Origin of the sequence: Brevibacillus sp. Leaf182, assembly GCF_001423865.2 — a bacterium.
GTDB classification, from domain to species: Bacteria; Bacillota; Bacilli; order Brevibacillales; family Brevibacillaceae; genus Brevibacillus; species Brevibacillus brevis_C.
In genome coordinates this window covers 70,280-96,234 of sequence record NZ_LMPN02000034.1, presented here as the reverse complement: position 1 = coordinate 96,234, position 25,955 = coordinate 70,280, and the positions used below count along the sequence as shown (strand labels likewise).

The window sequence follows — 25,955 nt, the reverse complement described above, 5'->3', positions numbered from 1 at the left end:
CAATAGGAATAGGTTAAGCCTTTACAAAAGGTGGTGCATAGTTGTGACCAGACGATTTCTTCCTGTTATCGCTGCTCTTTTGTCTCTGATGCTGCTTTCCTTACCAGCTTTTGCGCAAGACGAACCAAGCTGGGACCAGCAATTCCAAGCACAAATTCGAGAATGGATGGATGCAATCGCAAGCCGAGACCCTCAATTCAAGCAATGGCAGGACGCAAAAACGGACGTGCAAACACTTGGTGCAGGGCAGCATCAATGGCTGGTAAGTATAAAAAAAGCGGACAAGCAAGTAGGGTATTTGGTGATAGGAGAAGCACCTGATTCTACTTCCCATGAGAAATTTGTTCTGCTGGAATACGGTGTCGGGGAGTACATCTTGTTCGATGACGCTTTTGCTCCGAAAGAAATCGCGGCAGAGCCAGTTTATGACGGGTTCGCTTCCTACTGGCTGATCACCCAGAAGTCAGATACCCAAATGGTCAATGCCAAAACGGGAGAAATGTATCCCACTTCCTTTCAAATTAGTGAGCCCGCCGTCGGTGCTTTTGCAGGCGAGCAGCTCATACAAAATGGACAACGCCTGACTCAAATGAGAATTTTAAGCGCAGCCGAGGCTGATCCTTTTGATCATATCGGGTGGGTCAGCCAAATGAGTAAAACGAACGCAGATGTGTCTTGGAACCAATTGTGGCAGCAAGATTATACCTCGCCAGTAACATTAGCCGTCCCGATTCATCAGTCACAGGTTTTGGCACCCTTTGTCGTGGGGTCCCTGCATTTATGGAATGACCAAAATGCTTATGTAGGCGTATGGGATGAGGGCCTGCGCTTTGTCCCCTATTCGTATGCCCATCGCGTCGGACGATTTTTCGTAAATGAAACAAGCTCTCCTGCCGAATAACCGGTTGGAGAGCTTGTTTTTTTACGATTTCTATTCACCGATGTTCTGTAGGAGAGAGGCGTTCATGAACGGCATGAAAAATTTCATTGACCGTCATTCCCTCTGCATTAATAACGGGAGCTCCTGTAATCGTTTTGTTTTGATTACCCAGAACGTTGATATCCTGTCCAGTAATGACAATCGCATCTACCACCTGCTGCCAGTTGCCTAAATCAACAACTTCGTAACCATTTTGACGCAGCATCTTGCACACTTCAGACAGGGAATTTTCTACCGCTACTCTCGCCATATGCACCCTCCGTCTTCGTTCATAGGTTTACGAATTTTATTTGCGCCACAACAGTCGAATGGACATGGGAATGGCACCAAACCAGCGTGATGACCAGGACTCGCGTGGAGTCTTACGCAAACGGCGTTCATCTTTTGGGGTATCCATGTACTGGACAAACAGTTTCGTCAGGTACTTTAAATATTCCTGAAAGGACATCGCACTTGACCTCCTTCTTACTCGCGGATTCACACCGCGGCGCAAGCGCTGTCCCCTCTATTGTTCCCCGTCCTGCGTTCTTTCAACCACTTGGCTCGTAATTTCCATCACAATATCGGAAAGGCTCTTTCCTGTCGTATCCACCTGAATCGGCGCGAAATCGTATACACTTGCGCGCTCTGCCATTAAGGTCTTTACCCTTGTCGCTACTCCTCCTGCCAATAAGGGCCGTCCTGTATCCTTTTCCAAACGCTTGATGAGCTCCTCTTCCGTGGCATGCAGCGCGATTACGATGCCTTGCTCCATCATCATCTCTACGTTTTGTTTCCGTAATACAGCTCCTCCCCCAGTTGTTACGACCTGAGATCCTACTGCCAGTAATTGCGCAAGACATTTCGTCTCGACGTCTCGGAAATACACTTCTCCTTGATCCGTGAAGATCTCTGGAATGCTGCGGCCTTCCCTTTCCACAATCGCATCATCCAAGTCTGTATGCTTCATCCCCAAACAGGTAGCGAGTGCGGCACCAACCGTGGTTTTTCCTGTTCCCATAAATCCGACTAACACCAGGTTTTTCATTTTGTTTCTGCCGCCTTTCCAATCGTTCGGTATGTATTGATCTTCACCGTTTTTTGCTGTTGATTGTACGCTGTCTCATATCCCAATGCTTTTTCAAAAAAGGACAGTGGAACCATCGTACGTTCTTTGATTTCGATTAACGGGCTGCCTAAATCTATTCGCTTCCCATCTACGTCAGCAAAGCGCTCCCGTTCCTTTATAAATACTTCGCGCCCATTTCCTTTTACTCGGATCATTTGTTTCTTGTCGTCCCAGCTAATCGCTAATCCCATTTTCTCACCGAGCTCACGTAACGGAATATACACCGTATTTTGGGTGACCCGAGCCGGAATCGAAGGATAAAAGCTCATGTTATTGATAATCGTTGTGATATAGGGCTCCAATTGCACTGCACCAAAGCCATTCTTATTTGCACTGTTGGTATACAGGGTGAAATATTTGGCTTCCCCTTGCAAAGTTTGCCCAAGCGCCTGATCGAGATGCTCTGCACCAATGACACTGCCATGATAATTTTGCTGGACGCGCTGCAAGAATCGCTTATAGGCATCATCACCGATTTTGCGGCGGAGGTTGTCAAACAAGAGTGCTCCCCGGGAATACCAGGTCAGCTTAAACTCTTCTTCGGTGGCGAACTTCTGCAATGGCTTGTCCAGCTTTCCATTTGGATAACGCTCTTGCAAACGTTTGACATCCCGGTTGTACTCATCTAACAAAGTCGTAGCTGATTGGGCACCATAACGCTTCTGCAAGTAATGAGACACGCCGAGCTCCACCAGCCCCTCATCAAGCCACCCATGTGAGGATTCCAAGGTAGCCACACTGTTGTACCACCAAAGATGCCCTACCTCATGCGGCAGCCAATGATCGATCAGATTGTTGTGATGCATGTCTCTTTTGAATACGGCGAGATTCGCGTATTCCATGGCGTACGTCGTTCCTGTACTTGTTTCTGCAATCGCCACGTGCGGATACGGCAACGGCCCGTACATATCGATGAAAGTAGGAAATACTGATTGAGCTATGTTCTTGATTCTTTCTATGTTTCCTTTATCAACGGAAGCAATGTCAACCGTTAAATTTGGAGAAAATTGAATCGTTTCAATGTGATAAAGCGGACTTCCCACAAGTCCAAAGTTCAACAGATTTTTGGCTTGATAATGGACTTGCTGCTTACTGCCACCGATTGATTTCGTTTGTCCTCTGCCCCATGAACTGACCCATTTGTAGCCTTGTGGTGAGGTAAACGACACATCGTAATCTCCATAGTGGTAGACGAATGGATCACCAAAATCAACGCGTTGCGGCGGGTCGTACCAAACACCTTTTTGATTTTGGGCCCCGAGCATCGGGTACCATGTCGTTAACGTCCAAATATCGTCTTTGACCCCAAAACGTGTGCCCCTACGTGGAACCGGGTTCTCGAATTCAATGGTTAGAGCGCCACGAAGCTCCTTACCGAGAGGATTTGCCATCTTCACCAGCGATTGACCACGTTCAAAAGAAAGCGGCTTGTCCTTGTATCGAATCGACTTCACCGTCATTTTGTTCCAAAGGTAGTCGTAAATATACAGCCGTACATCTGGAGTTTTCGGGTTGTCGAACTCCAAGGTCATGTTTCCGGTTATTTTTGCTTCGGACGTATGTAATTCAGCTTGAATCTTATATACAGGGTTCAAATCCTTTACATAAGACGGCAGAGGCGGATCATAAGAAAATGGATCAACGAACGTCTGCTCCTCCCCAGGTGATTGATTCATGGCAATGATTTGAGAAATGGCTGGCCAATACGCGACGACCCCAACTGAGCCAAAAAATACGAGGATCGTCACACATACTAGCAAGCTCGTTTTATGTAGTGATTTCATGACAGCCCCCATATAATAAACCGCCCGGCGGCAGGCGCTAAATGTTTTTGTTTCATTGTAGCAAATATATGTCAAACTGAGTAGAAATTCAGGAGATTCTGTAGAGAAAACGCCTTATTTGACGATGTTCTTCCTGGTGAAATAAAAAAGCCGCCACTCATTGTATCGTAATGATTGGCAGCTTTCTTTAGCCTTTACCAGGTTTCGTACATAATTTTTCCGGTCTGGCTAAGATCATAGCCCCCGACTGCTTCCAATTCCATTTGAAACGGTCGCGACCCGAGAACATCAAGAACGGCCTGAATGAGTTGTTCATTGTCCTTATTTTTCAACAAGACGAGGTCATATCGCTCACGCACAGTTGGGACAAACTCGACTCCGACGAGTGAAGCTGCCTTTTCAATACCCACCCCTACGTCTGCCTCGCGCCGTGCTACTACCCCTGCAACTGCCAGGTGATTGGACTCTTCCCTTTCATAGCCAATCACATCACTTCCCGCTATTTTTGCCAGTCGAAACTGTTCTTCAATCAGCGTGCGTGCACCGGACCCTTTTTCCCGATTGACCATTCGAATGCCCGGCTTCGTAAAATCGCTCCATGCCTTGATCTGTTTCGGATTGCCAGCCTGGACGTAGAATCCGGCCCAACGTGACAACATATTGATAACAACAAAACGATGCCCACATAAAATGCGACGAACATACGGGACATTGTATTCGTTGGTATCCCCATCGTACAAGTGCGTGCTGACGATATCAGCCTTACCCGTATACATCGCCACGAGGCTGTTTAGAGAGCCCACGTACGATCGGAGCGGTCGGTATGCCGCATCCTTTTTCTCCAAATGACCAGCCAGTAGGTCCAAGCTCACATCCTGCCCGCTGATAATGATATTGCGGCCTGTACCAGCCTGCTCATGTCGTGACATTTGCTGAGCTTGTCCTGTCTGTGGGATGCTAACGGCTGAGGCTTGTCTGTACTCTCCTTTTGCCTTCGCCTTGTACGCTTCCAGATCGCTTTCGTCGACGCGCATTTGCCGGCCGACGCGATATGCGGGCAGCTCGCCTTTTTTAATCAGATCGTAAACCGTCAGCTTGGAAATGCGTAGAATCTTTGCTATTTCTTCGGTGGTATAAGAATTTTGTTGACTCATGTCCCGCCTCCGTCATCTCCTTTGCTCTATTTTCAAACAAGTGTCGTAAAATCGCAATTGATTATTCATTACGAATCCATATAATCTAGTTATGTCCAATTATAATTAATTATAACTAAAAATAATTATGGAGGTCTTTTTTTATGAAGAAGCACTGGTTAGCCTTATTGACGGCATTTTGCTTGATGCTCACTGCTTGCTCCACAACGCAAACAGCCCCACAAGCAAGTGAGCCAGCCAAAACCGAACCAGCAAAGGTAGAACTGATGATTTCTGCTGCTGCTAGCTTGACGGATGCTTTGAATGAGTTGAAAACGCAATATGAAACGGAACATCCGGGAACGACCCTCACCTTTAACTTCGGAGGCTCTGGCAAACTCGCCACACAAATTACGCAAGGCGCTCCGTCTGATGTATTTTTGTCGGCTAGTAAAAAAGACATGGACGGTCTAGAGGAACAGCAACTCATCGCCAAAGACACACGCCAAGACTTCACAAAAAACTCGCTCGTTCTCATTGCAGGTAACACGAGCGCTGTCCCTATCTCTTCTTTTGAAGAGATGAACAACGCAGCCATCAAGCATATTGCCGTCGGTGAGCCTGAGACAGTCCCTGCTGGACGATATGCGAAAGAAACATTGGATACGCTGAAAATGTGGGATTCTCTTTCGGCACAAATGGTATTTGGCAGCGATGTTCGCCAAGTTTTGACCTTCGTAGAATCCGGTAACGCAGAAGTCGGTATTGTCTATTCCAGTGATGCCGCAGCTTCGAAAAATGTAAAGGTATTGGCGACAGCCAAGCCTGAATGGCACAAGCCGATCGTTTATCCAGGTGCGGTCGTCAGCGCATCAAAGAACCCAGATGCGGCAAAAGCTTTTCTTGCCTACTTGACAAGCGACAAAGGAAAAGCGATCTTACAGAAGTACGGTTTTCAATAAACCAACCGAATCGAATTGGAGGTGGCAAGCGTGATCGAAACCAATCTTACTCCTCTCATGCTATCCCTTAAAGTAGCTGCGCTCTCCACCTCCTTTGTATTTGTCCTTGGGATGCTTTCTGCAAGGTGGATGACACAAAAGGATTTTTGGGGGAAGAATGTGCTAGAGTCCTTCTTTTTGCTTCCGCTTGTTCTCCCTCCTACTGTTGTTGGCTTCGGCTTGTTGATGCTTTTCGGAAAAAACGGTTTTCTCGGCCAGCTTCTGCATGAATGGTTCAACATTACCATCGTCTTTACGCTTTCAGGAGCCGTTATTGCTTCGATTGTCGTTTCCTTTCCGTTGATGTATCAGAGTGCAGTCGCAGCCTTCACGGGAGTGGATCGTCGTTTGGAGAATGCGGCACGCACGATGGGCGCTTCCGAATGGCGATTATTCTGGACCGTTACCTTTCCGTTGGCTTGGCCTGGCCTGTTGGCTGGCTTTGTTCTTTCTTTTGCTCGCGGTTTAGGGGAGTTTGGTGCTACGCTGATGCTCGCTGGCTACATCCCTGGGAAAACCGATACGATTCCCGTCGCCATTTATTTTGCTGTTGAGGCTGGTCAAATGGATAAGGCATTGTTTTGGGTCATCATTATTGTTTCCTTGGGTATGGGCACGACTCTCTGGCTGAATTGGTGGAGTCGTCGCAACGTGCGCAGGTACGCTAATCAAAAGTAAGGCAGGTGAATGGTAAATGCTCTTTGTCAACATACAGAAGCGTTTGCCTGATTTTATTTTGGATGTGTCCTTTTCGGTACAGAAGGAAATTGTCGTATTGTTCGGACCATCCGGCTCTGGTAAAACAACGATATTGAACAGTATTGCAGGTCTGGTACATCCTGAAACTGGCGTGATCCAATTAAACGAGAACGTTTTTTATCGCGAAGGACAGAAGCCGCTTCCCGTACAAAAACGCAACATCGGGTATTTATTTCAAGATTATGCGCTGTTCCCTCACATGACGGTCGAGCAAAATGTTCGATACGGCTTAAAAAAGGGACATGAGCTCAATTTAGCCCCATTGTTGTCCACAGTGGGCATCGATCATCTACTGCAAAAATATCCTCACCAGTTATCCGGGGGACAAAAACAACGGGTGGCACTCGTACGTGCACTGGCTACTGAACCAGACATCCTGCTCCTTGATGAGCCTTTATCGGCGCTGGACGCGGATACGCGTAAACAATGCCAGGATGAGTTGCTACGCCTTCACGCCATGTGGAACATCCCGTTTTTACTGGTCACCCATGATCGTGAAGAGGCCGAGAAGCTCGCAGATGTCATTTTGCTGATCGATAACGGCACAATCAAAGAACGGAAACATGAAAAAAGCCATTCAGCAACGTCCATTTCCCGATGATGGGATGGCATTGCTGAATGGCTTTTTACTATCGAGCTGTGATTGGTTCAATTTTCACATCGTTTTGCTTTGCCCACTTATGTACTTCGCCAAGGAATTGCAGTACGTCATGGCTCTCGTGATGGACACAAAGGGTATCGGCCGCCAAGTCAATGTGCTCGCCATTGACCGTCATCACTCTTTGTTTTAAAACGAGCTGTCGTGTCTGCTCCATGCGTTCTTCCTTGCTGATCAGCACGCTTCCTTCCAACTCACGCGGGGCCAATCGACCATTCGGCAAATAAGCCCGCTCTGCAAATACTTCCTCTGCCACCTGAAGCCCGTGTTCCAAGCCTGCCTCTACAAGCTTACTGCCAGACAGTGCATAGAGGATCAGTTCTTCATCAATATCCGCAATGGCTTGGACAACCGCTTCGGCGAGCTCTGGGCGTTCAGCCGCTTCGTTATAAAGTGCGCCATGCAATTTCACATGGTGCAGCTCCCCGCCAAGTGCTTTTGTAGTCCCAGCCAAGGCTGCGATTTGATACAGCACCAGCTCATACACTTCATTGACAGACAAGTTCATCGAACGACGTCCGAAGCCTTGAATATCTGCATAACCAGGATGTGCCCCGATTTTCACATCATGTTTGAGTGCAGCTTCGATTGTTCTGCAAATAATATGGGGGTCCCCTGCATGCAATCCGCAAGCAATATTAACGGAGGTGATCCATTTCATAATCCCCAAATCCTCTGATTGTCGACCTCTGCTGAAGCCCTCTGCCATATCGCAGTTAATATCCAGATGAATCATGTATGCTCACCTTTCTTTCGCTAATCTATCTCTTGAAAACGCATTCACACGCGTGGCTTCTCGTTTTCTTCCACTTTAGCATACCATGTACGCCAGTTTAACAAAAGCAAAAAAGCTGCCGAAAAATGGCAGCTAATGAACAACTTATGTCGAACCAACGGTTGCTTGGCTGCTTTCTTCTGTCTGTAAGGTCTCTGCTAGTGCCATTACCTGGTTCTTCTCTTGTTTATAATCGTATTCCTTTGCCTTATCCGGTCTGGCATTGTTGTATTCTACCGGGATCTCATGGCGATGGGAACGTTCAATTTTTGTTACGAAGTGCAGCTTTTCCATAATGCGAATCGTTTCATCCAACAAATTGGCATCCACATACATCGAAACGTAATTTAAGCGTTTGGAGATGTAATGAATGGTGCCAAATTTGCGTAAATTTTTAGCGGCACGCGTGTTTTTCACCCACACGGCGACTCCCAGACGTCGCTCTCTCATGTTTGGCCGTCGGTCTCCTTCCCAATCGTGGTATACTTACTGGTGAAAGCTAATTACAGAAAGGAATCGTGGTCTATGCTGGCTACGTTTTATCATCAATTCGAGGAAGCGCTTCACCGCGAAAATATCGTGACCCATAGCAGTTGGCGAACATATGCTGGCCAGCTCTTTTTCTATGTATGCAGTACGCTCCCCGCTCCTATGCTGACAAAGCAGCTCATGGAGACAGGAGAGCGCCTGACCACTGATACCAAATTACAGCCAGAATGCATTTACGTGCGTTCTGATGACGCGCAGCATGTGTATCGCTTCCGCTTTCGCGTACCTGACGAAAAGCAATTTTGCTGTGGCAATCTTTGTGAAGACTGCTTTTTGCTGCGCCAAAATGAACCGGGAACAGCGTAAATTACGATGGCTTTTTCACACTACAGCCGCAGCTTCCACCTGTCCCGCAACCACTACCCTGCGCCTCTAAAAATGGATTGTTGCTCGGTACCTTGATCGTTTCCGATACAGAATGAGCGATGGTTCTACTCACCTGATACAAGAGCTCATCCAGAGCATCCTCTGCCCGCTTGAATGCCTGCACGGAATCCCTCAGTTCAATGTTGCGCTTCAGTTCCCGTACTTCTTTGGATATATGATTGTAATCCGGGTGATACTTCCCGAACCGTTGCACATCTTCGTACTGTTCCTTCTTAGCCTCGAACACGACGAGCAGACGTTGCACTTCCTCATCTGCTTCCATTTGGCGTTTGGCCTCCAGATACTCCGAGACCTCGCGCGATTGGTTAATCATCGTGGACAGCTCATGAGACTCCATGATCAACTGTGACATATCCACAGCCTCCAATGTTTCCATAAAGCGAGACCTCCTTTCGCCGTAAAGCTAGAAAACTTTACGTCATTCTTGATTGTATCACGATGCACACCCTTAGTACAGATATTCAGGCACTACAATGCGCACTCGCTCAATGTTGTCGAGACGGTAACCCTGTTTGCCGCCTTGTCCGGCAATCGTAACCATCCAGTACCCCATTTCCAGGCGTACTTCTGTCGGTAGCCCTCGCAGCTTTTCTTTTCCGCTTTGCTGAATCTCGACTTCCAGCTTCAGTTCTATTGCGCGCTTAAACAAATCCCGCATCGATTGTGGATGATACGATTGGAAATGCTTTGTCCACATTTTGGGTAGTGCTGCGATTTGCTCATTTTGCTCAGGAAACGTGTTTTCTATAGCATATCCGTCCCAAGGTCGTTCGATGAGAAGCAAGCCTTTATTTCCCGCTTGACTGTTTTGGTGCGGCTGGAGCTCTTTGCTTGCGCTAGCAACATGTGACAGCACTTGCGGCTCATAACCGAAGTGACGAAGTAAACGGATCAGTTCTTTTTCCTGTGAGTACGGAATCAAAAACGAAGTCGGCGATATCACTTGGGTAAGGAATGAGCGAAAGTCAGGAATTTCGCGCCATTCCTCCAGAAATCCAGCATGTGCTGTCCGAACGAGGAAGTACGGCTCCATTTGAATCTGCCTTGCTGTTCTCGCCCATTGGCTGACAACTTCAATCAAGCTCTCAGGCAACGGATGAACACACGAGACACGGAGCTTTTCGATGACTTGCTCCTCCGTCCCTCCTTGTGCCAAATACGATTGCAACAGCCTTGCTTGCAATTCACCCCGAATCAATTGCCCATCAAATTGGAGCTGGCAAAATCGGCTGATTTCCCATACATCCAGCAACGGAACAAGCGGAGGGATTGTAATGGCACCTGTAGGGTCTACAAACCAGCCTTCCTCCGACGATAATCGCGGCAAGCTGCTCCAACGCCAAAAAACCCCTCGCTCCTCGTCCAGCCCAAGCTGAATCCATCCCAAGCCTAACAGCAAATGCATCCATTGCTCCACAATGAGCTCCTCTGCATGGTCGGGCAAAGGGAATCCTGCTTCTTTTAGCATGCGCAATTGCTCATGAATGGAACACCACTGCTCGACAGGAACCTGTCTCATCAATTGAATGAAAAATTCCCACCAGTCGCCATGCGGCAAAAATTGTTCCATGACGAGTTGGTACATCTCTTCCCAACGTACAAGCGGCGGTTGATGCAGCCATTGCTTCGTTCGATTGAGATCAAGCACGAGTTCTCGCTCTTTTCTATACACCAAGCCCAGTCTGAGCGCAATATCAAGGACAATGGTCAAGGATAAGCCCTCTCTATGTTCCTGATCGAGCGGCGGAATCACGATTCCTTTTACATGCTCGTCTGTAAACGAGAGCAGCGGCAGCATTTTTTGCGACATCCTGCGATGAATACTTCCTTTTTGCGTAATGGGAATTTGGTTGTCTCGAATAAACAACAGAAGCCCAAAAAGATCCAGATGTATCCCTCTGCCTGCTGATATATAATAAGGGAGCGTTTTTGAAAGAGAAACAAAAGCCAGGGAGGCTTTCGGCAGCATTTGATTCGTAAACTGCTCTCGAACCTCTTGTGGCATCAAATAGCCGATCTCACTCCACATTTTCCGTACAGTCAAGATCAGTCCAAGCCGTCGCAATTTCGTCAAGCCGACTGACAGATGTCTGTGCTCTTTTGCCGTTTCGCGTTCCCAAGTTCGTTTGCTAAAAAAGCCTCTCGTCGCTTTGGTTACGAAAAGCCGGATAACGGTTCGTTCCAGCTCATCTGCCTGTTCCCATACTCGCCCAATAAAAGCGGGATCCAATAATCTCGCTGTTAAATCTTGCTCTTCGGCAATCTGATATCGTTTGGTCTGTTCATGTAGAATCGCTTGTCGCGTTGATTCGGACAGGTATTCCAGCGAATCCTTCACACGCACGCCTGTCACCTCAGTCTATATGATGTTCGATTCATTACTTTTACCAATTGGAGGGATCTTGATGTTGCATGTATTTCCTAGCTTACTTTTAACAGCAACTTTGGCAGTAACGGGTACACAAGTCTTGTCACCTCAACATCCTACCGTATCTGAGCCTGTGGCGAAAGAGGCTGTACAAGCAGATGCTGCTTACGAGGCCGTTGCTGCTCCTTATCCGCCGGCTGTGCAGGAAGCTTTGAAGAAAGTTCGTAAAAATGGCGGACACACTATTGTTCGTGCCAATGGAAAATCCTATGTAGTCGTGGGTGCAGGACAGCGCCCTACAGGAGGATATCGTTTAGTGGCGGACCAAGTCAAGCGGACAGGCCCTCATGCCTTTGCCGTACACGTTCGGGTACAAGCACCAGCTCCAGGTTCGATGAAAACACAAGTCATTAGCTATCCGACTTTGGTGATTGCCCTGCCAGACCAGCAAGCAAAAGTCAGTGTGCATATGCGCTAATCTATCTCTATCCATGAAAAAAGCCGACAGTTCGAAAGCCACAAGGCGTATCGAAGTCGGCTTTTTTCCTTTTCCCAACAGTTACCCTTGCTTATCAGGGCTTTACCTCAATGGAAAAGCTCTCTGCAACACCATACGACTCGTGGTTATTATGGGCCAATTCTACCTTGACTTCATGCTTCCCAGCCGGGATATCCTTCATGACATAGCTAGGCTCAAATACTTTGGCGATCTTTTTGCCGTCGAGGTACAGGTGAACATGCCCTTCTCCGTGCTTGTTTTCCTTCCCCATGTTTTCAAGGGAAAAAGAGAAATTCGTAACAGCCAATTTGAGTTGCAAATCATCTTTCACAAGGGTATGCGTCACAGCGAGTGTCGGCGCCGCATGATGAGCGTGCGACTCGTCTGCTACCACTTCGGTCTGCGCTTGTTGGTTCGCGTACACAAACCATTCCACACCAGCCGCAATGGCAATCAATAGAAACAAGCGGAAAAGAAATCGTTTGGTTTTCACCGGAGCTGCTCCCTTCCAAAATGAGTCTTACCCCAGTGTGCCCGACACCTGATTGGTTCATTCATCCATTTTTTCCTCATGATCTTACTAACCATCATACATACTCAGCTTTCCAATAGGTAAAAGTAACCACAAGAAGCTCTGGGGAGGTCAGTGACTACATATGAATGTAAGGAATGAAACTCTTTCTATTTTTGCTTTAGGAGGAGTATATGAAATCGGCAAAAACATGTACGGGATTCAATGCGGGGATGAAATTGTCCTCATTGATTGTGGCTCGAAGTTCCCGGATGAGAGTTATTTAGGAATTGATCTGATCATACCAGACATTAGTTATCTGCTGGAAAATGAGGAAAAAGTCCGAGCCTTGATTGTCACGCATGGGCATGAGGATCACATCGGAGGTATTCCCTATTTTTTACGACAATTAAACGTCCCTGTTTACGGTACCCGCTTAACATTAGGACTTATCGAATTGAAGCTGAAGGAGCATAATTTGCTTCATCAGACTACCCTCATCTCCATCGACCGTCACTCTACTATTTCATTAGGCTCGCTCACGATCAGCTTTTTTCAGACGAACCATAGCATTCCTGATTGCTTGGGTGTCGTGTTTGAGACAAAAGCAGGCTCTATTGTGCATACGGGCGATTTTAAATTTGATTTAACGCCGGTGCATAAGCAATCCCCCGATTTGCACAGAATGGCTGAAATCGGGCAGAAAGGTGTATTGGCCTTGTTGTCGGAGAGTACCAATGCGGAGCGCCCAGGCTTTACTCCATCAGAAAAACACGTGGGCGATCGTCTATTAGAAGCATTCAGTAAGGCACAGCAGAAAATATTTGTCTCGACATTTGCTTCCAATGTATACCGCCTGCAACAAGTCATTGATGCCGTAGAAGCGACGAATCGAAAGCTTGCTTTGTTGGGCCGAAGTATGGTCAATGTGGTCAAAATCGCATCGGAACAAGGCTATTTACATATACCGGATGACATGCTGGTGGAAGTAGAAGAAGTGAACGAGCTCGATCCAGCCCGTGTCGCTGTTCTATGCACGGGAAGCCAAGGCGAACCAATGGCAGCCTTATCCCGGTTGTCAACCTCCGGGTATCGGCACGTGAAAGTAGAACGCGGCGATACTGTCATCCTCTCTTCTTCTCCCATTCCAGGGAACGAACGAAATGTAGCCCGCATCGTCGACAACTTGTTTATTATGGGTGCCAACGTTATATATGGCTCTGGGACAGGCATGCATGTGTCCGGCCATGGCTTCCAAGAAGAGTTGAAGCTCATGCTCACTCTCATGAAGCCACAATACTTTATCCCCATTCACGGTGAGTATCGGATGCTCCATCAACATCGTCTGTTAGCCGAATCCGTCGGTGTTGATATCGAGTCCATTTTCATTGTAAATAACGGAGATGTCGTGGATATTCAGGATGGTGTGGCTGTGCAGGAAAGAAAAATCCCTGCCGGAAATACCTTGGTGGATGGTTTAGGTATCGGTGATGTAGGGAATGGAATATTACGGGATCGCAAACATCTTTCGGAAGATGGCATTCTCGTGATCGTTGTGACGCGCAGTAAAACCGACGGCAAAATTTTGTCGGGTCCTGACCTTATTTCTCGCGGATTCATTCACGCCCCGGAATCAGAGGGCCTGTTGGAAGAAGCGACTCGCATTGCATCCGAGGTGATCACCAATTTGCAGGAAGCGAATGTGAGTCAGTGGAACCGCTTGAAGCAAGGCATGCGGGAATCGATTGGGAAATTCGTATATGCCAAAACAAAGCGCAGACCTATGATCCTGCCAATTATTATGGATGTGTGAGGGAAAAGCCTTCTCATAATAGTCATTCCACCTGCCTTTGAACCGCAGCAGCCATAAAAACAAAAAGAGAGCCCTCCAGCTCTCTTTTTCCCCCTCAAAATATCTTCTTCGCATCCCGCTCTTCCTTCAAAATCTCTACAGCTTCGCGAAAACGCATCGAGTGAACGACTTCCCGCTCTCGCAAAAACTTCAAGCTGTCCTGCAAATCAACATCATCGGTCATGTCAATCAGCCATTGATACGTCGCACGGGCTTTTTCTTCGGCCGCGATATCCTCATACAAATCCGCGATCGGATCTCCCTTGGCAGCGATATAGGCTGCCGTCCACGGTACACCACTGGCATTGTTGTAAAAGAGCGCCCGATCATGATTGGCGTAATGCTCACCCAATCCCGCTTCCTTCAACTCTTCGACAGTCGCGTCTTTGGTCAGCTTATACACCATCGTGGCAATCATTTCGAGATGCGCAAACTCTTCGGTAGCGATATCCGTTAATAATCCGACCACTTTATTCGGGATCGTATACCGCTGGTTCATATAGCGCAGTGCGGCTGCCAGCTCACCATCCGCCCCTCCATATTGCTCAATCAAATACTTCGCCATTCTTATATCGCACTTACTGACACGAACCGGATACTGCAATTTTTTTTCATAGATCCACATCGGTGTCGTTATCCCTCTCTTCTAAACTTGCCAAGGCCATGGATCATCATTCCACTGCCACGGATAGCCTGAATAGCTGCGGCCAAGATTTTGCAAAGGCCCGTACAAATTCTCATATTCGTTTGCCAAAACCCAGCGTTTCTCCGTTAAATCATTAAACTGCTGAAGCGCATTCTGATCGGTGGGATGCGTATCTAAATAAAGACTGAGCTCTACCAGTACAAAGTCGATCGCTTGCAGTTGTTCAAGCAATGCATAATATTGTTCATCGCCAAATCTATTTTCAGCTGTCATGAGTGCCCCCTCCCTAAATGACTCAGTCTGGGATCATACGGGCTAAAAAGTGCCGGCCATAACGTACCTAATTTCAACGCTTCCATCGGGCTATATTGCGGTAAGTTCTCCGGCTGAAACGTCATGAACAGCTGAGGGGGCACCTGGTACGTCTTCACCCGAATTGGCGGACAAGGATCGTAGGGACCAACGTACGGATAATAGTCGCGTGTTTGCGAATGCAATGCCAATATCCTCCTCCAACTTGCAATGTCTGTTCCTTCATGACTACACTATGCAGCCCACCCAGTAGGCGTGATTAATCCCCAAAAAGAAGAAACCGCTCTCCTCCAAAAAAGGAACGCGGTTAACATCTACGATTCCACCTGTCCAGTCCATTTCGCCATGCCACCGTCCAGATTCGCAACATCCTTGTAGCCATTTTCAAGCAGGAGATTTCCACTTTCTACTCCCATCCGGCCAGTATGGCAGACGAAGACGACTTTTTTGTCTGTGGGAATGCTTCTGTATTTCTCATTGATCTCTGCAAAAGAAATATTAATGGCATAGGGGACTCTTCCCTCTTCAAACAGCTCAGGCTCGCGCAAATCCACAATCACCATATCTTTTTCATCCGTCATCCATTGTGACAACTGTGCTGAATCAATGATTTGCAATGATTGTTTCGTATTCCAAAATACTAGTGCTACAGTCGCGAGTACAACCACCAAAGCGCTCGTTATCCATATCTTTTTCATCCGATCCACCTTTTCGTATGTTATCTTGTCGCAGCCTTACCAAAATGCCATAAAGTCCGAAATACCGAGCAGGACAAACACGATTCCAGCCAATTTTTGCGTTGCCGTACCCCATTTCCTTGTTTTCTTCATCAGAGAAGGGCTATCACTTGCGACGGCTAGCAGTAGTAATACGATGAGTAGCGGCAGCGCCGTGCCAAGTGCAAATACAGTGGGAATGATCGGACCGAACGAGCTCGTGAACATCAAGGGCATTGCTAGTCCAAAATAGAGCCAAAACATCGTCGGACAAAACCCGAGGGAAAAGGCAACGCCAAGCCAAAAGGATTGTGTCTTTCCCTCAAATCGCTCCGAAAAACGCTTGATTTTTTCTTCAAATGAGTGCGTATGTAGAATTGGCGGTTTAATCCATCCGATTAAGAACAATCCAATCAAAATAAACATCGGTGCTAGTAATTTTCTCGCCCACTGAAACAGAGGGATCGCTTGTGTAGAGAGTTGTTCGCCGAACGAAAATACAATTGCTCCCAACGCGGAATACACGACTGCTTTGCCAAGGATGAACATCCAGACATGACTACGAAAGCCACCTTTGACGACGACATTCTTCCCGAACACAGTAAAAGCAGCCACATTCCCTGATAACTGGCACGGTGCAAACGCCCCGACGATCCCGAGTAACAACGCTCCAATCAACGGTGCTTGTTCGCCCATTCCGTAATACAAATCGGAAAAGGGCTTGCTGATCCATGCTCCATATTGATACAAGTACGAATACCAATCCATGCTTCTCCTCCGAATAGGTCTTCCTTTTCTTTTATTTTACTGACAGGTTGTGTGGAAACTATGAAGAAGAAAAAAAGAAAGGCAAGATTCGCCTCTCCTTTCCTTCATCCCGTCACTTGCAAGCTTCCTATCATGCCGCTTTCTTTGTGTCCAGGGATCGTACAATAAAATTCATAAGTTCCTTCCTCCAATGCCTTCCACACGGTTTCAACTGACTCTCCCGGCTTGGCGTACAAATGAACCACGCCATCAGCCATTGCTCCATGATGATGTTCCGAGCTTGATTCTGAAATCGTTACGATTTTTCCATGAGACACCACCTCGATATCGTGCTCTACATTGCCATCATTTTGAAAGACGACTTTGATCTCCGTATTTTTTTTCACGATAAATTGGTTCGGTTTATAGGAAAAGTCTACGGCTGTGAGGTTGATTTCTGTCGCACGATCACCTGCATAAAGAGCCGGGGATGGAAACGGCAATGATTGAAACCAGAAGAAGACGGCAAGCAGCAACACAGCCGGCGTAGCAGGATGATGAAAAAAGGAGGACCGCTTCGTTTCATTTTTATGAAAATCAATCAGCTTGGCTACGAGTAGCATACATACGGTATAGAGCATGACGAAAACAAACAAGAGAGGCTCTACTTTTTCACCGGGAACCATCTCTCCCAGCATGGCGCCCATCATCCCGCCCATGACGCCCGATAAGATTCCTTCCACAATACTCAGGATCGACAATGGAACTCCTAGGAGAAAACCAGACAGTCCCCCTGCCAGCATTCCCCACATGGTGGATACATACAGGTCTCCCCTGTAAACATCGCCGAGGATCAACCCTCCGATCAAGCCAATCATCATACTGACAGACATCGTGCTCATCATGCCTTGCATATGGTCGATCCCCTGCTTTCGTCGCCATATAAACCATGTGAAGCAAACGTAAGCGAAACCGACGTAGATCAGGACCTGATACACCGCGCTCAAGATACCACCCCCGAGTATATTCCCCTCATTGTAAAGTATGTCCTACGCCAACAAAATAGGACATAACGAACAAGAAAACCCTCTGACTGCTGTCGAGAGGGCTCGCACATTTTCTAGTTCGCATGCCTATTGGTAACCTTTGTGCTCTCATATTCCCCCTGTTGATGAATACATGAAACATAGTGGTCGGGTGAGATGCGCTCTAGCATTGGTACCGTATTGCGGCAATGATCAACCTGATGGGGGCAGCGAACAAGAAAAGGACATCCTTTTTGGATTCCTTCATTCTGCACTTCCCCATCTATTATCAGCTCTTGCCTGTGTTTGAGAAAATGATTGAGATCGGATACTACGGCTACGAGTGCGCGTGTGTAAGGGTGAGAGGGTTGATACAGAATCTCATGGGTCGGTCCGATCTCGACGATATTCCCTTGATACATGACAGCTATCCGATCACACATGTAGGCAGCCGTCGACAGGTCATGGGTAATAAACAGCATCGTCAGACCCATTTCTTCTTTCAATGATTTTAATAGCTGCAAAACGCCCATTCTGACCGACACATCCAACATGGAGGTCGGCTCATCAGCCGCAACGAACTTTGGTTTTAAAATGAGGGCTCGAGCGATTGCAATCCTTTGTCGCTGACCCCCGCTTAGCTGATGCGGATATCGTTGCAAAAAGCTTTCGGCAGGTCTAAGCTCGATATGGTTGAGAATTTGAAGCACTTGCTCCCTCTTCTCTTCGAAGGTACTCGCTTTTTGATGGGCATGGAGCGGCTCCATTAAGATTTCAAGAATGGTCATTCCCGGATTCAATGAATCGTACGGGTCCTGAAAAATCATTTGCATCTCTTGCCGAATTCCCCTTACTGCCCGTTCCCCTAATCGACACAAGTCTTGCCCATCAAAAAGAATTTGACCGGATGATTCTTTTGTAAGCCGCATAATCATTCGAGCCGTTGTTGTTTTCCCGCATCCGCTCTCCCCGATGATCCCGAGAATCTCCCCCTTTTTAATAGAGAAATTCACATTGTTTACTGCATAGACCGTCGTCTTTTTACTGCGAAAAAACGCCCCCTGCTTCTTTTCAAAACGTTTGACCAGATTTTGCACCGTTACCAACTCATCGTTGGATTGCGACTTTTGCGTGATTGCCATGTCTTACCCTCCTACAAAACAGGATACAAAATGCCCTTCATGCACTTCTCTTAAAGGAGGTGACTCTGCCTTGCATTTGTCTTGCGCATGCTGACATCTCGTATGAAATCTGCACCCTTTGGGCGGGTTAATGAGCAACGGCACTGTCCCCGGAATCGAACGGCATTCTTTCTCGGGGTCATTAATATCGGGAGTGGCGGCGAGCAAACCTTGTGAGTACGGGTGTCTTGGGTTCGTAATCAATTGTTCCGTTGTCCCATATTCCACAATCTTGCCTGCATACATAATGGCAATCCTTTCACAGATGGCTGTCACCATCGGCAGGTCGTGAGAGATAAGAATAATGGACAAGTCCATGGATCGTTGCAAATCTTTCAAAATCGCAATGACCTGCGCTTGGGTCAAAACATCCAGTCCGGTCGTCGATTCATCCGAGATGACGACCTGCGGATTACAGGCTAGTGCCATCGCTATGGCTACACGCTGTTTCATTCCTCCGCTGAATTCATGTTGGTACGACTTGCGCCTTTGCTTTGGAATCCCGACCATCTCTAATAGCTGTTCGGTTCGTCGAATCGCTTCCTCCATTGTTATTTTATCGTGTAACAAAATCGCTTCCATAATTTGTTCCCCGACCGTAAATACAGGATTTAAGGCATTCATCGCACTTTGGGGAATAACAGAAATTGATTTCCAGCGGAGCTTTTCGATCTGCTCTGCTGGCGCCTGCAACAAGTCGACTCCCCCCAGCATGGCTTTCCCGCTCATGACCTTCCCCGGGTATTCAAGCAATCGCAGAATGGACTGAATCACGGTGGACTTCCCGCAGCCAGACTCTCCGATCAGCCCGAGCATTTCCCCCTTTTCCAGGTGAAAACTAACATCCTCAACCGCTTCTACTACACCATTTGCCGTAAAAAAGTGTGTGTGCAAATTTTCGACGACGAGAACTTTATTCATGGCGAGTCACCCTTTCCGCAGCCGAGGATTAAAGATTTGTTCCAGCGAGTAGCCAGCAAAAGCAAAGCCGATAACCAGCGCTGTAATTAACACACCCGGTGGCAATATCCACCATAGCCATGCATCCGTCAAAAAAGCACTTCTCGCCTGTGCATAATACAGGGTCGTTCCCCAGCTTTTATTCAAAGGGTCGCCTAGCCCTAGAAAACTGAGAGAAGCCTCCAACAGGATGGCATTACTCGCCGCCATGATGAATTGCGATAAAGCAATCGGTACGACTCCCGGCAAAATATGACGGAACATCACGGTAGGAGCGCTGCTGCCAATTGATCGCGCGGCCTCCACGAACCCTTTCGTTTTTATCGTAAGGACCTGTGAGCGAACCACCCTAGCAGGAGATACCCAGGTCAATACGGTAATGACGAAAATGAGATTCCAAAAGCTCGGACCGATAAACGCGGCGAGCAAAATCATCAAAGGCAAAAAAGGCACAACGAGTACCAAATCTACCAGTCTCATGAGAGCAGAATCGATTTTTCCCCCGAAGTAACCGGCAACGATCCCCACAAGAGAACCGAGCAAGATAGAAAACCATGCAGCTAAAATACCGATCGTCAACGAAATGCGCGTGCCGTATAAGAGCTCGCTAAAGATGTCTTGTCCAACGTCATTGGTTCCGAGTACATAATCTCCGCCTGGTGGAAGAAATGGCGTGGCTACACGTTCGTCCGGGTCAAAAGGTGCTAGGAGTGGTGCCGCTAGCGCAACGATGACAAATAGAAGAAGGATGATGCTACCAATCGCCCCGAGTCGGCTAGATTGAAAAATAGTCCAGTACTGTAGCCATTTGCCTTTATCCATTGTTCCTTCCCACCTTTGGATCGAGAATCGGGTATAAGATGTCCGCTAGGAAGTTGGCGATGACGACGCTCAACGTAATGATAAGAAAAGCAGCCTGTATTACCGGGTAGTCCCTGCTTAATACGGCCTCAAACATCAGCCTGCCGATACCTGGGTAGGCAAACACGGTTTCGATCACCGTTGCCCCTCCAAAAATATTACCGAGACTGAGCATAAAAACCGTAGCTACGGGGAGTAACGCATTCCGCATCGCGTGACGATATTTAATCATTTTTTCTTTTACGCCTTTGGCTCTGGCCATCATAATGTAGTCCTCGCCTAGCACGTTCAGCATCGAATAGCGCATCGTCATATAGGTTGTCGTAACGGTGATCAATACGAGTGTCACCAGAGGTAAAACGAGATGATGGGCGATGTCGGTAACGCGATCTAAGCCTGTCAGATTGCTCCATGCCGTCTGCGCGCCAAAAATGGGAAACAGCCCCCATTGTGCGGCAAAAATCGCTACCAGAATCATGCCCAACCAGAAGGACGGCATCGCGCTTAAAAACATAAAAATTGTCAAGAGACTAACATCGCTTCTTTTCCCCCATTTCCAGGCAGATATCGTCCCAAAAATAACGCCTAACAAGGTAGAAATCACTAAGTTCAGTCCAGTTAACAGCAGTGTCCACGGCAACCGCTCCGAAATCAATTGCGTTATCGGCATCTTTTGTTGGTAGGAATAGCCGAAATCCATCGTCGCCATATTCCCCAAATAGATGACGTATTGTTCCAAGAGTGATTTATTCAATCCGTGTGCCTCTAATATGGCCTCCTTCTCTTCTGTCGTCATGAGCATGATGTCTTCTCCAGCTATATACGCGAGGGGACTGCCTGGCATCAAACGTGGGAGGAGAAAGTTCAGTGTCAGCATAATAAAAATAACGAAAATATATTGAGTGACCTTGCCTGTTAGAAATCGGGTCATGAGTACACCTCTTCTTTCGATGATCAACAGGAACAAATGGTTCCCCCGCAATAACAGTGAGGAGCATTACTACAGGGGAAGCTGTCAACATACTTACCGTTCGCTCTTCGTTTTTCTTCTGCTGAGCAAATACCATCCACCCGCTACAATGACAATCATGATGAGAATGGTAACGATCGAAGTCGTACCTTTTCCTGTATTCGCATTCGCCTGTTTTTGAGTGGGTGCAGATGTAGCACTTTCTGTAGCAGCGGCAGGCGTTGTACTTGCAGGTGTTGTACTTGCAGGTGTTGCTGCTGGCTGTCCTGCTGTCACAGCGGCTTTTTCGCCATTTTTAACAAAGGAGAGCTTGTTGATGATGCCTTTCCCATCCTGGAATACCCATCCGTTGTATTTAGAGGGATTGTACGCACTAATTTCCTCTGCATAGTACAAAGGTACGATCGGATAATCTTTGGCTACCTGCTCTTGCATCTGATTGATAATCTGTTGGCGTTTTTCCGGTTCCAATGTAGCATCGAGCTGCTCAGCCAGCTTGTCAAACTCTGTACTTTTGAATCCGCCAATATTGGTTCCCCCCATGCCAGCGAGATCAGAGTGGAACAAGTCAATCAATCTGGCAGGGAACAACTGCATCGTAGTCGACCAGCCAAACATTGTCATGTCATAATTCCGGCCTTTGGTGACATCATATTCGGGCCAGACAAGACTAATCACGGTATCGGGGTCCATCGGTCGAACTTTCATATCAATCCCGATCGTTTTCATCCATCCGGCAATGATTTCGGCAGAGCGTATGCTAGAAGGATTGTTTGATTGGACCAGATTGACGAGTTCGAGCTTTTTGCCATCTGGCGCCTCTCGCAGGCCGTCATTGTCCGTGTCTTTATAGCCTGCTTGTTCAAGAATGGATTTGGCTTGTTCGACATCGGTTTTATGTACGACCGCCTTGTTGTAAGAAGAAGTAGCTGGATGAATAAAGCCGGGACTTCCTTTTGTGCCAAAACCGAGCAAAACCGTATCTACCAAGTATTGCGGATCGATAGCAAGACTTATCGCTTGACGAAATTTTTGATCGGACATCGGGAACTTTTCGGCGTTGAATTGGAGAAACGTTGTAGCAAAACCGGGGCCTCTTTCCACTTTAATAGAAGGATTGCTTTCAAACTCTTTGACGAGTTCCGGCTGGACTCTACGACTGATAACATCTAGCTGCCCTGCCTTTAATGCTGTAAACATGGCGTTAGCTTCTGCGATGATGGGGATGACTAACGTATCGATTTCCGGTTTTCCTTTAAAGTACTGCGGGTTCGCTTTCAGCTTATAAAATTGATCCTTTTTGTAATCCTCTAAAATAAAAGGACCGCTTCCCAAGGAATTGTTGAAGTTATCAGGATCAGTCACAGAGCTCCAAATATGTTTCGGAAGAATCGGCAAATCTGCGAGAGGTTGAATGAAGAAATCTGGCTCAGGCTTCTCAAGCTCCATGATTACGGTGGTTGGGTCGGGTGTTTGAATGGTTTTCACGAGTGCTGCCGGGGTTGTAAAGCGGGATTTTTTATATTTCAACAAGTATTCATAGGTGAACTTCACATCCTCTGAGGTCAAAGGCTTTCCGTCCTGCCACAAGATTTGGTCATGCAAAATCATTTTGTATTGCTTGCCGTCATCGGATACCGTGAATTCTTTGACCAGCCAAGGAATGGGGTTGTTGCTTTTATCGAGGATAAATAGCGGGTCGTAAAGCAGATTGACCAGCTCGAGTCCAGGAAAGCCGGTATTGTATGTGTACAGATTCAAGGAGCGTTCATCCTGTGTGATCCCTAGCTTCACCTCCCTGTGATTCTCGGCACCAGCCGGAATAGCGAACAACGTGGAAAACAGAGCGATGAGCAGCCATATCATCCCGATTCGATAATGCTTCATCCGATATCTCTCTCCTATTCGTTGATCAGTTCTTTCAAATGGAAGTTCCCATCACGTTTATATGCTTCAGCTAATGCAAAATGACCATGTGTTGCCAAACCGTGATAAACGTGAATGGCTTGATCGAGTACCTTGTGTACTGCTCTTCCCTTTTCGTAGTCAGAGGGTAACGCGGAAAACCCGGGAACGATAGCCTCCAATGCCTTCGCATCGACTGCTTCTTCAAAATGTCGGCCACTGAACTCCATCTGACTGTGTAAGACATCCATCGCTCGATTTTTTTGTTCCCACACTGACGAAATATCAACGACACAGTTGGGATGATGCGGAGTCATGTAATAGATCGTCGGGATCGGGTGAGCTTCCAAGCCAAGCATTTCATCTAAGGCAAACTCCCGGCTTGCCAATGCGATACTTTCCAGAATCAAAATCATGGCCTGTCTACGGTCTGGGTCCAAATCGTGAAAGGAATGCTCCGGGTCCTGTGTAATGATAATATCTGGCTTCACTTCGCGGATAATCCGTACGAGCTTTTTCTTAGATTCCGGACTGACATCTACATACCCGGATTGAAAGCCGGGAAAATACATCTGAACCCCCAATACCGCTGCCGCCTCTGTAACCTGCGGACGTGATTTTTCGCTAGACAGCATGATCGAGGCGTACGATTCCCCTCCATTGTTCACGTTAATGGCAAGAGCACCGCCACTCTCCACCACTTCCATGCCGTACACACCTAACAGCAACATTTTCTTGCCCATTTTTTCATCTCCCTTGTCATCCTGTATGATTGATATTTTCTGTATTATGAAAATATTCTGACTTGAAAATACTATACCCCACTAACCTATATTTCGCAATAATAAAAAAGCTTCATTTCTGAAGCTTTTTATTTCATCAGCTTATTCATCGTGGTTAACAGCTCGTCAATGACTGCGCTGTCCCCTTCTTGGATGCGTTCAATCACACAGGATTTCATATGTCCTTCCAAAAGGATACGTCCCACTGAATTTAAGGCAGATTGTACCGCAGCAATTTGATTCAAGACATCATCACAATAAGCATCCTTCTCCACCATGCCTTTAATCCCGCGAATCTGTCCCTCAATCCGATTGAGGCGCGCCTGCAAGTTTTGCTTGGTTTTTTCTGAATGATGACTGTTTCGATCAGATGTATGACAAGACTGGACAACGTTCAATTCTGCACTTGACAATGAGATTCCTCCTCTAATCATCCTCGCAAACATACGCTTCGATTATAATCCAAATTTTCAAAACGTAGCAAGTTCCCTATTCACCTATCGATCAGGAGGACAGCCCCAATTCTTTTCGGACATTTTCCAATCCATATCGCTCGACAAACTTGAAAAACTTCTCTCTCTTTTTCCCCTGCGTCTGATACAACGTTATGATGCTTTGGACGATGGAGGATAATTGTTCTTCTTTCACCTGCTCGACCAGGAGCTCGGCAGTTTTGGCCTCCATTGTTTTCGATTGACCTCCGACGTATATTTCAAAGGTTTCTTTTCGCTTGACGATCCCGATATCTTTTACCAACGGCTCTCCACAGGCATTTGGGCAGCCCGTATAACCGACTCTCATCGGAAAGGGAACGGCCATCCCTGCAATCGTATCATTCAAATTTCTCGCTGCCTCTAGCCCTTCAATCTCTGCTCCTTTGCAAAAAGAACAGACAGACAAATTCTTCACGACAGAGCCCGTTTCGTACACGCATAAGCCTTTTTCACGCAGCGCTTTTTTGGCATCCTCCGCCTTCTCTTCCTTCATCTCGACAATAAGCTGCTGAAAGGTTGAAAGTTCAATCTGTGCATCCTCGCCAACGATTTGACCGATCGTCACCATATCTGCTGGAGAAAACACAGAACCACCGACACGAATTTCTGGACTTACGGCAAACTGTACACGCTTCAAAAAGCATTCCTCCTACACATTTAAATTTGCAATTTTCGGTCAACTGTTAGGTTAAGAAAGGCTGCCATTCTACAATCACAGCCTTTCCCGCAACCTTACTTAAACGACATCGTATCCTTGATCTTCAATGGTCTCCTTCACACTGTCCAGCGAAACAACGGATTCATCAAAAGTCACGCTTACCTGATTGTCAGCAAGGCTCACCGTTGCTTTGCTAACCCCGTCTAGTTTTTGAAGAGCACCTTCTATAGAGATGACGCAGTGATTGCAGGACATTCCTTGTACGTTCAAAGTGACATTCATTTTACATCCTCCTTTGTTTTTGGGAAGCATATCTTGATTTCATTTTACGATACCCCTGTAGGGTATGCAATACCCAATTTTACATTTTCCTG

The 25,955-nt window shown here is 47.0% G+C and carries 32 protein-coding genes; 7 read left to right on the top strand and 25 right to left on the bottom strand.

Going from position 1 to position 25,955, the window contains the following annotated elements; all coding sequences use genetic code 11:
• Positions 1 to 43 precede the first annotated feature (43 nt).
• Positions 44 to 901: a hypothetical protein gene (locus ASG16_RS26330; RefSeq protein WP_056493900.1), complete on the top strand. Its 858-nt coding sequence runs from the start codon at positions 44 to 46 to the stop codon at positions 899 to 901.
• Between the two features lie 34 nt (positions 902 to 935).
• Here the strand turns inward: ASG16_RS26330 and ASG16_RS26325 are convergent, their stop codons facing one another.
• From ASG16_RS26325 to ASG16_RS26305, 5 genes are all read right to left on the bottom strand, one after another.
• Positions 936 to 1,190 (bottom strand): YkuS family protein, encoded by a 255-nt coding sequence (locus tag ASG16_RS26325; protein ID WP_048032503.1) that lies wholly within the window; start codon positions 1,188 to 1,190, stop codon positions 936 to 938.
• 36 nt (positions 1,191 to 1,226) lie between these two features.
• On the bottom strand, positions 1,227 to 1,388 hold the full coding sequence (locus ASG16_RS26320) for a YqzE family protein (RefSeq protein WP_007725773.1): 162 nt from the start codon (positions 1,386 to 1,388) through the stop codon (positions 1,227 to 1,229).
• 57 nt (positions 1,389 to 1,445) lie between these two features.
• Entirely contained in the window at positions 1,446 to 1,967 is a 522-nt protein-coding gene (locus tag ASG16_RS26315; protein ID WP_056493896.1) for a shikimate kinase, read from the bottom strand.
• A complete protein-coding gene (locus tag ASG16_RS26310) occupies positions 1,964 to 3,832 on the bottom strand; it encodes a stalk domain-containing protein (RefSeq protein WP_056493894.1) in 1,869 nt (622 codons plus the stop codon). Before ASG16_RS26310 ends, ASG16_RS26315 begins: the two co-directional genes overlap by 4 nt.
• Before the next feature lie 194 nt (positions 3,833 to 4,026).
• Complete coding sequence (locus ASG16_RS26305) at positions 4,027 to 4,986, bottom strand: substrate-binding domain-containing protein (protein WP_056493891.1); 960 nt, start codon at positions 4,984 to 4,986, stop codon at positions 4,027 to 4,029.
• 143 nt (positions 4,987 to 5,129) lie between these two features.
• Here ASG16_RS26305 and modA point away from each other — a divergent pair, with 143 nt between their 5' ends.
• Genes modA through ASG16_RS26290 form a run of 3 tightly spaced genes read left to right on the top strand, consistent with a single transcriptional unit; the run spans position 5,130 to position 7,326 of the window.
• The gene (gene modA, locus ASG16_RS26300) at positions 5,130 to 5,927 is read left to right on the top strand and encodes a molybdate ABC transporter substrate-binding protein (RefSeq protein WP_056493888.1); all 798 of its coding nucleotides are present in this window, start codon (positions 5,130 to 5,132) and stop codon (positions 5,925 to 5,927) included.
• A 30-nt stretch (positions 5,928 to 5,957) separates the two neighbouring features.
• Complete coding sequence (modB, locus tag ASG16_RS26295) at positions 5,958 to 6,644, top strand: molybdate ABC transporter permease subunit (protein ID WP_056493885.1); 687 nt, start codon at positions 5,958 to 5,960, stop codon at positions 6,642 to 6,644.
• Positions 6,645 to 6,660: 16 nt separating this feature from the next.
• Positions 6,661 to 7,326, top strand: coding sequence for an ABC transporter ATP-binding protein (locus tag ASG16_RS26290; protein ID WP_056493883.1), 666 nt, complete (start codon positions 6,661 to 6,663; stop codon positions 7,324 to 7,326).
• Between the two features lie 28 nt (positions 7,327 to 7,354).
• Here the strand turns inward: ASG16_RS26290 and ASG16_RS26285 are convergent, their stop codons facing one another.
• Positions 7,355 to 8,119 (bottom strand): LamB/YcsF family protein, encoded by a 765-nt coding sequence (locus ASG16_RS26285; RefSeq protein ID WP_047068803.1) that lies wholly within the window; start codon positions 8,117 to 8,119, stop codon positions 7,355 to 7,357.
• Positions 8,120 to 8,263: 144 nt separating this feature from the next.
• Complete coding sequence (locus tag ASG16_RS26280; RefSeq protein ID WP_007725782.1) at positions 8,264 to 8,608, bottom strand: YlbG family protein; 345 nt, start codon at positions 8,606 to 8,608, stop codon at positions 8,264 to 8,266.
• 75 nt (positions 8,609 to 8,683) lie between these two features.
• Here ASG16_RS26280 and ASG16_RS26275 point away from each other — a divergent pair, with 75 nt between their 5' ends.
• Complete coding sequence (locus tag ASG16_RS26275) at positions 8,684 to 9,013, top strand: hypothetical protein (protein WP_056493880.1); 330 nt, start codon at positions 8,684 to 8,686, stop codon at positions 9,011 to 9,013.
• A gap of 1 nt (position 9,014) precedes the next feature.
• Here the strand turns inward: ASG16_RS26275 and ASG16_RS26270 are convergent, their stop codons facing one another.
• Together ASG16_RS26270 and ASG16_RS26265 are read right to left on the bottom strand one after the other, a co-directional pair.
• Positions 9,015 to 9,470 (bottom strand): YlbF/YmcA family competence regulator, encoded by a 456-nt coding sequence (locus tag ASG16_RS26270; protein WP_056493877.1) that lies wholly within the window; start codon positions 9,468 to 9,470, stop codon positions 9,015 to 9,017.
• A gap of 72 nt (positions 9,471 to 9,542) precedes the next feature.
• A complete protein-coding gene (locus ASG16_RS26265; RefSeq protein ID WP_056493874.1) occupies positions 9,543 to 11,438 on the bottom strand; it encodes a hypothetical protein in 1,896 nt (631 codons plus the stop codon).
• Between the two features lie 61 nt (positions 11,439 to 11,499).
• On the opposite strand from ASG16_RS26265, the gene ASG16_RS26260 reads away from it, so the two are divergent.
• Positions 11,500 to 11,940: a protease complex subunit PrcB family protein gene (locus ASG16_RS26260; protein WP_017247956.1), complete on the top strand. Its 441-nt coding sequence runs from the start codon at positions 11,500 to 11,502 to the stop codon at positions 11,938 to 11,940.
• A 94-nt stretch (positions 11,941 to 12,034) separates the two neighbouring features.
• Here ASG16_RS26260 and ASG16_RS26255 read toward each other — a convergent pair whose 3' ends face one another.
• Positions 12,035 to 12,454: a thioredoxin domain-containing protein gene (locus ASG16_RS26255; protein ID WP_048032492.1), complete on the bottom strand. Its 420-nt coding sequence runs from the start codon at positions 12,452 to 12,454 to the stop codon at positions 12,035 to 12,037.
• Between the two features lie 163 nt (positions 12,455 to 12,617).
• Between ASG16_RS26255 and ASG16_RS26250 the strand changes: the two genes are divergently transcribed.
• Positions 12,618 to 14,285 carry a ribonuclease J gene (locus tag ASG16_RS26250; RefSeq protein WP_056493870.1) on the top strand — a complete coding sequence of 556 codons (1,668 nt, stop codon included), beginning with the start codon at positions 12,618 to 12,620 and terminating at the stop codon, positions 14,283 to 14,285.
• Between the two features lie 94 nt (positions 14,286 to 14,379).
• Here ASG16_RS26250 and ASG16_RS26245 read toward each other — a convergent pair whose 3' ends face one another.
• From ASG16_RS26245 to copZ, 15 genes are all read right to left on the bottom strand, one after another.
• Positions 14,380 to 14,949, bottom strand: a complete 570-nt coding sequence (locus ASG16_RS26245) for a manganese catalase family protein (protein ID WP_048032490.1) — start codon at positions 14,947 to 14,949, stop codon at positions 14,380 to 14,382.
• Positions 14,950 to 14,970: 21 nt separating this feature from the next.
• Positions 14,971 to 15,243, bottom strand: coding sequence for a spore coat protein CotJB (locus ASG16_RS26240; RefSeq protein WP_056493867.1), 273 nt, complete (start codon positions 15,241 to 15,243; stop codon positions 14,971 to 14,973).
• The gene (locus ASG16_RS26235) at positions 15,240 to 15,467 is read right to left on the bottom strand and encodes a spore coat associated protein CotJA (protein ID WP_082517280.1); all 228 of its coding nucleotides are present in this window, start codon (positions 15,465 to 15,467) and stop codon (positions 15,240 to 15,242) included. Before ASG16_RS26235 ends, ASG16_RS26240 begins: the two co-directional genes overlap by 4 nt.
• Before the next feature lie 129 nt (positions 15,468 to 15,596).
• Complete coding sequence (locus tag ASG16_RS26230; RefSeq protein ID WP_056493864.1) at positions 15,597 to 15,980, bottom strand: rhodanese-like domain-containing protein; 384 nt, start codon at positions 15,978 to 15,980, stop codon at positions 15,597 to 15,599.
• Positions 15,981 to 16,016: 36 nt separating this feature from the next.
• On the bottom strand, positions 16,017 to 16,766 hold the full coding sequence (locus ASG16_RS26225) for a cytochrome c biogenesis CcdA family protein (RefSeq protein ID WP_056493861.1): 750 nt from the start codon (positions 16,764 to 16,766) through the stop codon (positions 16,017 to 16,019).
• A 104-nt stretch (positions 16,767 to 16,870) separates the two neighbouring features.
• Positions 16,871 to 17,743, bottom strand: coding sequence for a cupredoxin domain-containing protein (locus ASG16_RS26220; protein ID WP_056493957.1), 873 nt, complete (start codon positions 17,741 to 17,743; stop codon positions 16,871 to 16,873).
• 122 nt (positions 17,744 to 17,865) lie between these two features.
• Positions 17,866 to 18,912: an ABC transporter ATP-binding protein gene (locus ASG16_RS26215; RefSeq protein ID WP_056493858.1), complete on the bottom strand. Its 1,047-nt coding sequence runs from the start codon at positions 18,910 to 18,912 to the stop codon at positions 17,866 to 17,868.
• A 3-nt stretch (positions 18,913 to 18,915) separates the two neighbouring features.
• Positions 18,916 to 19,872, bottom strand: coding sequence for an ABC transporter ATP-binding protein (locus ASG16_RS26210; RefSeq protein WP_056493853.1), 957 nt, complete (start codon positions 19,870 to 19,872; stop codon positions 18,916 to 18,918).
• A 6-nt stretch (positions 19,873 to 19,878) separates the two neighbouring features.
• On the bottom strand, positions 19,879 to 20,733 hold the full coding sequence (locus ASG16_RS26205) for an ABC transporter permease (RefSeq protein WP_056493851.1): 855 nt from the start codon (positions 20,731 to 20,733) through the stop codon (positions 19,879 to 19,881).
• Entirely contained in the window at positions 20,726 to 21,703 is a 978-nt protein-coding gene (locus tag ASG16_RS26200) for an ABC transporter permease (RefSeq protein WP_048032485.1), read from the bottom strand. The genes ASG16_RS26205 and ASG16_RS26200 overlap by 8 nt, the downstream gene beginning before the upstream one ends.
• 93 nt (positions 21,704 to 21,796) lie before the next feature.
• On the bottom strand, positions 21,797 to 23,629 hold the full coding sequence (locus tag ASG16_RS26195) for an ABC transporter substrate-binding protein (protein ID WP_056493848.1): 1,833 nt from the start codon (positions 23,627 to 23,629) through the stop codon (positions 21,797 to 21,799).
• A gap of 14 nt (positions 23,630 to 23,643) precedes the next feature.
• Entirely contained in the window at positions 23,644 to 24,390 is a 747-nt protein-coding gene (locus ASG16_RS26190; RefSeq protein WP_056493845.1) for a PIG-L deacetylase family protein, read from the bottom strand.
• A 128-nt stretch (positions 24,391 to 24,518) separates the two neighbouring features.
• Positions 24,519 to 24,842 (bottom strand): metal-sensitive transcriptional regulator, encoded by a 324-nt coding sequence (locus tag ASG16_RS26185; RefSeq protein WP_016739861.1) that lies wholly within the window; start codon positions 24,840 to 24,842, stop codon positions 24,519 to 24,521.
• A gap of 91 nt (positions 24,843 to 24,933) precedes the next feature.
• Entirely contained in the window at positions 24,934 to 25,560 is a 627-nt protein-coding gene (locus tag ASG16_RS26180; protein ID WP_056493843.1) for an NAD(P)/FAD-dependent oxidoreductase, read from the bottom strand.
• 99 nt (positions 25,561 to 25,659) lie between these two features.
• On the bottom strand, positions 25,660 to 25,863 hold the full coding sequence (gene copZ / locus ASG16_RS26175) for a copper chaperone CopZ (protein ID WP_056493841.1): 204 nt from the start codon (positions 25,861 to 25,863) through the stop codon (positions 25,660 to 25,662).
• Positions 25,864 to 25,955 lie beyond the last annotated feature (92 nt).